The sequence below is a fragment of the Candidatus Thiosymbion oneisti genome, from assembly GCF_900092655.1.
In the GTDB taxonomy this organism is placed as follows: domain Bacteria; phylum Pseudomonadota; class Gammaproteobacteria; order Chromatiales; family Chromatiaceae; genus Thiosymbion; species Thiosymbion oneisti.
On the sequence record NZ_FLUY01000064.1, the window covers coordinates 1 to 6,128 of the forward strand.

Annotated in this window: 7 protein-coding genes; 1 reads left to right on the plus strand and 6 read right to left on the minus strand. The window is 58.3% G+C overall.

The window, feature by feature from the left end; translation table 11 throughout:
• Positions 1-507 precede the first annotated feature (507 nt).
• On the minus strand, positions 508-1,029 hold the full coding sequence (locus BQ17_RS00340; RefSeq protein ID WP_089723772.1) for an O-acetyl-ADP-ribose deacetylase: 522 nt from the start codon (positions 1,027-1,029) through the stop codon (positions 508-510).
• A 148-nt stretch (positions 1,030-1,177) separates the two neighbouring features.
• Here BQ17_RS00340 and BQ17_RS00345 point away from each other — a divergent pair, with 148 nt between their 5' ends.
• The gene (locus BQ17_RS00345) at positions 1,178-1,483 is read left to right on the plus strand and encodes a DUF3301 domain-containing protein (RefSeq protein ID WP_089723773.1); all 306 of its coding nucleotides are present in this window, start codon (positions 1,178-1,180) and stop codon (positions 1,481-1,483) included.
• Positions 1,484-1,733: 250 nt separating this feature from the next.
• Here the strand turns inward: BQ17_RS00345 and BQ17_RS00350 are convergent, their stop codons facing one another.
• The 5 genes from BQ17_RS00350 to petA form a co-directional block, all read right to left on the minus strand.
• Positions 1,734-2,144, minus strand: coding sequence for a ClpXP protease specificity-enhancing factor (locus tag BQ17_RS00350; protein ID WP_089723774.1), 411 nt, complete (start codon positions 2,142-2,144; stop codon positions 1,734-1,736).
• A 16-nt stretch (positions 2,145-2,160) separates the two neighbouring features.
• A complete protein-coding gene (locus BQ17_RS00355; RefSeq protein WP_089723775.1) occupies positions 2,161-2,766 on the minus strand; it encodes a glutathione S-transferase N-terminal domain-containing protein in 606 nt (201 codons plus the stop codon).
• 188 nt (positions 2,767-2,954) lie between these two features.
• Positions 2,955-3,713 (minus strand): cytochrome c1, encoded by a 759-nt coding sequence (locus BQ17_RS00360; RefSeq protein ID WP_089723776.1) that lies wholly within the window; start codon positions 3,711-3,713, stop codon positions 2,955-2,957.
• Entirely contained in the window at positions 3,710-5,008 is a 1,299-nt protein-coding gene (locus tag BQ17_RS00365) for a cytochrome b (RefSeq protein ID WP_089723777.1), read from the minus strand. The genes BQ17_RS00360 and BQ17_RS00365 overlap by 4 nt, the downstream gene beginning before the upstream one ends.
• Positions 5,008-5,601, minus strand: a complete 594-nt coding sequence (gene petA, locus BQ17_RS00370; protein ID WP_089723778.1) for a ubiquinol-cytochrome c reductase iron-sulfur subunit — start codon at positions 5,599-5,601, stop codon at positions 5,008-5,010. Before petA ends, BQ17_RS00365 begins: the two co-directional genes overlap by 1 nt.
• Positions 5,602-6,128: the final 527 nt, after the last annotated feature.

Below are 6,128 nucleotides of genomic sequence, written 5' to 3' on the forward strand. Positions count from 1 at the left end.
GCGCCGCGATCGATTTGACGCCCGACGCGCGCAATCGCCGCTTAAGTTCCAAACAGAATGGCGCACTACACTAGTTTTCGAGCGCCGGCATGTCCGTGCGCTTTTGAAAACAGCCACAGGTACGCGATCTACCAGTACCATATTTCACCCTATTCTAGGTTCTCGGACCCGTAGGGTGGGCCGTGCCCACCAACCAAGCACGGCAGACGACTCCAACTCAAGCAATCTTCGCGTCATCAGAGTGAACGGGCTCAGGGGTTGCGGCCAGGTCTCGGATTGCCGCGAGGCCCGCCGCGGACCCGGGATTACTCATTTCATATTTCTCACACGGAGCCACAAAGACACGAAGATACAGGGGGAATTATTTTTAAATGTCCGTTGTGACTTACTTTGCGGCTTGGTGCCTCTGTGTGAGGCATTATTTGATTGGTAGGCACAACCTACCCTACGGGCTACATGTAAAATATGCAGAAATGGTGTACCAGCCGAGGCGCTGCTATGCGAGCATCAGCCGTTCCCCTCATCAGATCGGCAGTCGGAACAGAGCGTGCGGTAAAGGGCGGCATCTTCCCGTGAAAAGCAGCAGGCGATAATCTCTTCGAAGTCCTCACGCTCGGCCTGCATAACCTCCAAGGCGATGCGGGCTGCGGCTTCCTTCGGGTAGCCATACACACCAGTGCTGATGCCCGGGAAGGCGACGGTACGCGCTTCCTTTTCCTGTGCCAAAACCAATGAACGCCGATAACAGCTGCGCAGCAACTCCGGCTCGCCTTGTCCCCCACCCCGCCACACGGGGCCGACCGTATGGATGACCCACTTAGCGGGTAATCCGAACCCGGGAGTAATTCGTGCCTCTCCGGTCGGACAACCACCGAGGCCCCGGCAAGCCTCCAGTAGCTCAGGCCCCGCAGCCCGGTGGATGGCGCCGTCGACGCCGCCACCGCCGAGGAGTGACTGGTTGGCGGCGTTTACGATGGCATCCACCGCAAGCCGCGTGATGTCGGCAGTGACTATGACTAGGGCCCCCATCGTCGACTCCTTACTCTTGCACAAAAACCTCAATATCCGCAGATTACACAAATTTTCACGGATGAAAAGGATGAAAAGCTAAATAATCTGTGAAAATCTGCGTAATCTGTGGATTAAAACGGTTTTTTGTCGGGAATCCCCGACCGATATGAACAACCTGCTCGCTGTCCTCGCCCTTTTGCTCCTAGGCTGGTTCTGGCTCGACAGCCTGCGCGCGCGCGAAGTGGCGACCGAAATCTGCCATGCTGCCTGTAAGCAACGTGATTTGCAGTTCCTGGACCAGACTGTCTCCCTACGCCGGCTGCGGATACGGCGGACAGGCACCGGGTTGCGGATAGTGCGCGTGTATGGATTCGATTTCAGCACAGAAGGCATCGGCAGGCACAGTGGCTACCTCATACTCGTCGGCTTGAATCCGGAGACGATCGGCTCGGATCCAATGCCATTAAGTTAGCTGCTGACCGCTTGTCGTGGTCGGTCAGGATGCGGAAGAGAAAACGACGAAGTGCGCGAATCAGCGCGAACAAGATCCCTCCCTTCGGTTCGGGATGACAATTTCGCGCGGATTCGCGTGATTCGTCGTTTTTCCTCTTTTTCGCTGACCGGTAACGCTTAACTTAATGGCATTGGGCTTGGATCCGCCCAAACGCCCGGCGGACGGTTGACCGCAAGCAACCAGCGAAGATCGTCCCCGGTGCTCCTACCTACTTGACGACCTTGAGTGTCGGTCGTTTTTTCGGCGGTTTGGGCGGCGGTTCGGGGGCGGTCGATTCGTCCTCCGTCTCCTGCGCGTCGTCCATCCGCGGTTCCTCGTCCGGGAACAAGATTCCATGCCCATTCTCGCGCGCATAGATACCGAGCACCGCCCCCACCGGCACCCGGACCTCCATGGCGACACCACCGAAACGCGCACCGAATTCAATGTCCCCGTTTCCAAGTACGAGGGCGCGGACAGCAGTAGGGCTTATATTGAGTACGATCTTTCCGTCCTCAACAAACTGTGCCGGAACCACCGCCTGGGGATGGGTCGCATCCACGAGCAGATGGGGGGTCATTCGGTTATCCGTAATCCACTCGTACAGCGCCCGAATCATGTAGGGACGGTTCGAAGTCATGGCGGCAGGTCGGCAATCAACTATTTTCCGTCGCCATCTCCCGCTCTGCCTCCGTTAGGCTTTTGCCGAAAGAGGGCCAGGTGAAGATGCGCTTTGCGTAGCTGGACAATGCTTGGGCCCGCGCCGGCAAGTCGATGCCCAACAGCGGGAGGCGCCATAACAGGGGGGCCACGCAGCAATCCACCAGGGAGAACTCATTGTTCATAAAGAAGGGGTTGGCTGCAAACACCGGAGAGGTAGCGGTTAGGCTTTCGCGCAGCTCCTTGCGTGCCGTGGCCGCCTCGTCCTCGGTGCCCTCGAGTATCCGATCCATCAGGGTGTACCAGTCGCGCTCCACGCGGTACATATAGAGGCGGGACGTAGCGCGTGAAACCGGGTCGACGGGTAGTAGCGGCGGATGCGGAAAGCGCTCGTCCAGATACTCCATGATGATGCGTGACTCATAGAGTCGCAGGTCCCGGTCCACCAATGTGGGTACGGTTCCGTAGGGATTGAAATCCATGACCTCGTCAGACAGATCTTGGGTACACACATCGACGATGTCGACGGAGATACTCTTTTCCGCCAGTACGATACGTACCCGGTGGCAGTACGGGTTCGTGGGATCGGAAAACAGGGTCATAACGGATCGTCTATTGGTGGCCACTACCGACTGTCCTTTACTTCAGTACTCAGATTACCGCACCCAGGCACGGAAGACCCGAGGCGATATGCCAGTATAAACGAAAAAGCCCCGTAAGATACGGGGCCTAACTTGCGTCAACTGTGGGTTGTGGAGAGGCCTGATAAAAAGACCGCGCCCTACCCCGATCAATGGACGTCTTTCCAATACTCCTTTTTAAGTAGGTAGGCGAGGCCGAAGAGTATGACCAGGAAGCCCAGCACATAAAAGCCCAGCCGCCGGCGTTCGAGCTTTATGGGCTCGCCCGCGTAGGTCAGGAAATTCGTCAGATCGCGGACCATCTGATCGTATTCTTTGACCCTCTGATTGTGCTCCTCCTCCGACATATTATCTGGCCGCATCAGCTCGAGACCTTTCAACGAACCAGGGTGCTCGCCCTCGGTCTCCGTGTGGACGGCCTTCTGCAGTCCCTGGTGACCGGCCAAGACATGCGGCATACCCACATCAGGAAAGACCGCGTTATTCACACCGTAAGGCCGGCTCTCGTCCAGGTAGAAGTGCTTGAGATACGTGAAGACCCAGTCCGGGTCGCGCCAACGGGTGACCAGCGTCAGATCCGGCACCTGGGTACCGAACCACTTCTCACCGTCCCGCGGGCGCATGGCGCTGACCATCAAATCACCGGGCTTGGTTTCCTTGTCGAAAATAAAGTCTCGACGTATCTGAACCTCGTCGAGCCCGAGGTCCTCAGCCATACGGTTGTAGCGCATGTATTTGAGGGAGTGGCAGCCCATGCAGTAGCCGACAAAATACTTGGCACCTCGCTGCAGGGACTCCTGGTCCGCAAGATCGATGTCGGCTTTCTCCAGGTGCAGACCAGCGCCGCCAGAGGCCGAGACAAACGCGGGCGCCAGCAAGAGAACGGATGCGATAAGCAATCTTTTCATTGTGTCCCCCTCTCCGGAACCGGCTTGGTCTTGATCCTGCTCATCCAGCTTGTTTTTGTCACCCGCTCCGGGATCGGCTTGGTCTTGTCCAGCTTGCTGTAGATCGGCATCAGCAGGAAGAACAGGAAATAGAGCACGGTGAAGATTTGCGCGAGCAGGGTCTTGGCAGGCGTAACCGACTCCAGGCCCAGCCAGGCCAAAACGATGAAGGTAATCGCAAACACGCCGATGGCGATCTTGGAGAGGATACCCTTATAGCGGATGGACTTGACCTCGCTGCGGTCCAGCCAGGGCAGGAAGAACAGGATCAGGATGGCCGCGAACATCACCACTACGCCCGGGAACTGGGAGCCGAACATGGGTGGGACCGCCCGCAATATGGCGTAATAGGGCGTGAAGTACCACACAGGGGCAATGTGCTCCGGCGTCTTCAAGGGATCGGCGGGCTGAAAGTTCGGCGCTTCCAGGAACAATCCGCCGAGGTCCGGCCAAAAGAAGACCACGGCCGCAAAGAGGATCAGGAAGCCCACGGCCCCGGCAATGTCCTTGACCGTGTAATAGGGATGGAATGGGATCCCATCCGCCGGTGCCTTATCATCCCAGCGATTGCCCTTGGGACCCTGCTTGATCTCGATCCCGTCCGGGTTGTTGGAGCCCACCTTGTGCAGGGCGACGATATGGATAAACACCAGACCTGCGATCAGGAAGGGCACTAAAAAGTGGAAGGCGAAGAATCGGTTCAGGGTGACATCGGAGATGACATAATCGCCTCGGACCCATACGGACAGGTCCTCACCGATGCCGGGGACCGCCGCGAACAGGTTGACGATGACCTGGGCGCCCCAATAGGACATCTGCCCCCAAGGCAGGAGATAGCCGAAGAAGGCGGTCGCCATCATGGCCAGATAAATGGTCACGCCGATAATCCACAAGAGCTCACGCGGCTTGCGGTAGGAGCCGTAGAGCAGGGCGCGGAACATGTGCAGATAGATGAGAATGAAGAAGGCCGAGGCGCCGGTGGAGTGCATGTAACGCAGGAGCCAGCCCCAATTTACATCGCGCATGATGTACGCGACCGATGCGAAGGCATCGTCCGCCGAGGGCTTGTAGCTCATGGTCAGCCACAACCCGGTGACGATCTGCAACACCAACACCAGAATCGCCAGGGAGCCCATGTAGTACCAGAAATTGAAGTTCTTGGGCGCATAGTACTCGGACAAATGCTCCTTCCAGACCTTCGTGAGCGGGAAACGTTCGTCGATCCAACCGAGGAATCCGGTACGCTCTGTACTCATCAGGCTGCCTCCCCGCCTTTACCGACCAGGATGACGGTGTCGGAAATATAGGTGTGCTTGGGTATTTCCAGATTGATCGGTGCCGGAGCACCGGCGTAGACGCGCCCGGCTAGGTCGAAGCGGGAGCCGTGGCAAGGGCAAAAGAAACCACCCTTCCATTCCGATCCCAGATCGGCGGGGGCAACCTCGGGCCGGTAGGTCGGGGAGCAACCCAAATGGGTGCAGATACCCACGGCCACCAGATACTTGGGCTTGAGCGACCGTGTCGCATTTTGGCAGCTTTCCGGTTGCACGGATGCCGCCGAGTCCGGGTCCGCCAGCAGCTGGTCCAACTCGGGAAGAGCGGCCAACATCTCTGCGGTGCGATTCACTACCCAGACCGGTTTGCCGCGCCACTTGACCCGCAACATGGCGCCCGGTTCCAGCTTGCCGATATCCGCTTCCACCGGCGCCCCGGCCGCCCGGGCCTTGGCGCTCGGGTTCATGGAAGCAATGAAGGGAACGGCCAGGTAACCGACACCGACGGCCCCGACTACGCTGGTGGCGGCGACAAGGATACGCCGCCGCTTGTTATCCACACCTGGTGCGCTCATTTCTCTGACGACCCCCGGTAGGCTCTGCTAGGTTGCGCTTCCAGGACGGAAGCCTTACCGCTCAGGAAGGTGAGAATCAGAATATGCGAATCAACTGAAAGCTAGCGTCCCATTTTCACTGATATGGCATTAATGGGTCAAGGAGTCCCCCCGGGCAGGCGCGGGTTGCCGGTTTCCAGTCACCAGCTTTCAGTATCCGCAGATTTCCACAGATTGTCTCGTTAGCGCCTGTCCCGGCACATGAGGTCGCCCTATTTCCTCTGCCAAAGGAGGGTGTCGTAAAAGGCACCGATCTCGCCCTTTGACCCCCTCTCCCCAAGCCCCCTCGCTGCGCGCTCAGCGCAGGCTCTCTCCCGGTGGGAGAGGGGCTTTTGCGACACCCTCATAAGGAGAGGGTCATGTGCGAAACACGAAAAAACGGGGCCGAAGCCCCGTTGTTCCACGGAAAACCCAAGCCGGACTCAGAAGTCGTGGATCATACCGAGCGAGAAGCCCTTCCAGTCACCCTCGTCGGAGCCTTTTGTGTC

Bases quoted from the DNA above. Each gene is read 5' to 3' on its own strand.
- BQ17_RS00345 (WP_089723773.1), top strand. From the start codon at position 1,178: ATGAACAACCTGCTCGCTGTCCTCGCCCTTTTGCTCCTAGGCTGGTTC.
- BQ17_RS00365 (WP_089723777.1), bottom strand. From the start codon at position 5,008: ATGAGTACAGAGCGTACCGGATTCCTCGGTTGGATCGACGAACGTTTC.
- petA (WP_089723778.1), bottom strand. From the start codon at position 5,601: ATGAGCGCACCAGGTGTGGATAACAAGCGGCGGCGTATCCTTGTCGCC.
- BQ17_RS00355 (WP_089723775.1), bottom strand. From the start codon at position 2,766: ATGACCCTGTTTTCCGATCCCACGAACCCGTACTGCCACCGGGTACGT.
- BQ17_RS00340 (WP_089723772.1), bottom strand. From the start codon at position 1,029: ATGGGGGCCCTAGTCATAGTCACTGCCGACATCACGCGGCTTGCGGTG.
- BQ17_RS00350 (WP_089723774.1), bottom strand. From the start codon at position 2,144: ATGACTTCGAACCGTCCCTACATGATTCGGGCGCTGTACGAGTGGATT.
- BQ17_RS00360 (WP_089723776.1), bottom strand. From the start codon at position 3,713: ATGAAAAGATTGCTTATCGCATCCGTTCTCTTGCTGGCGCCCGCGTTT.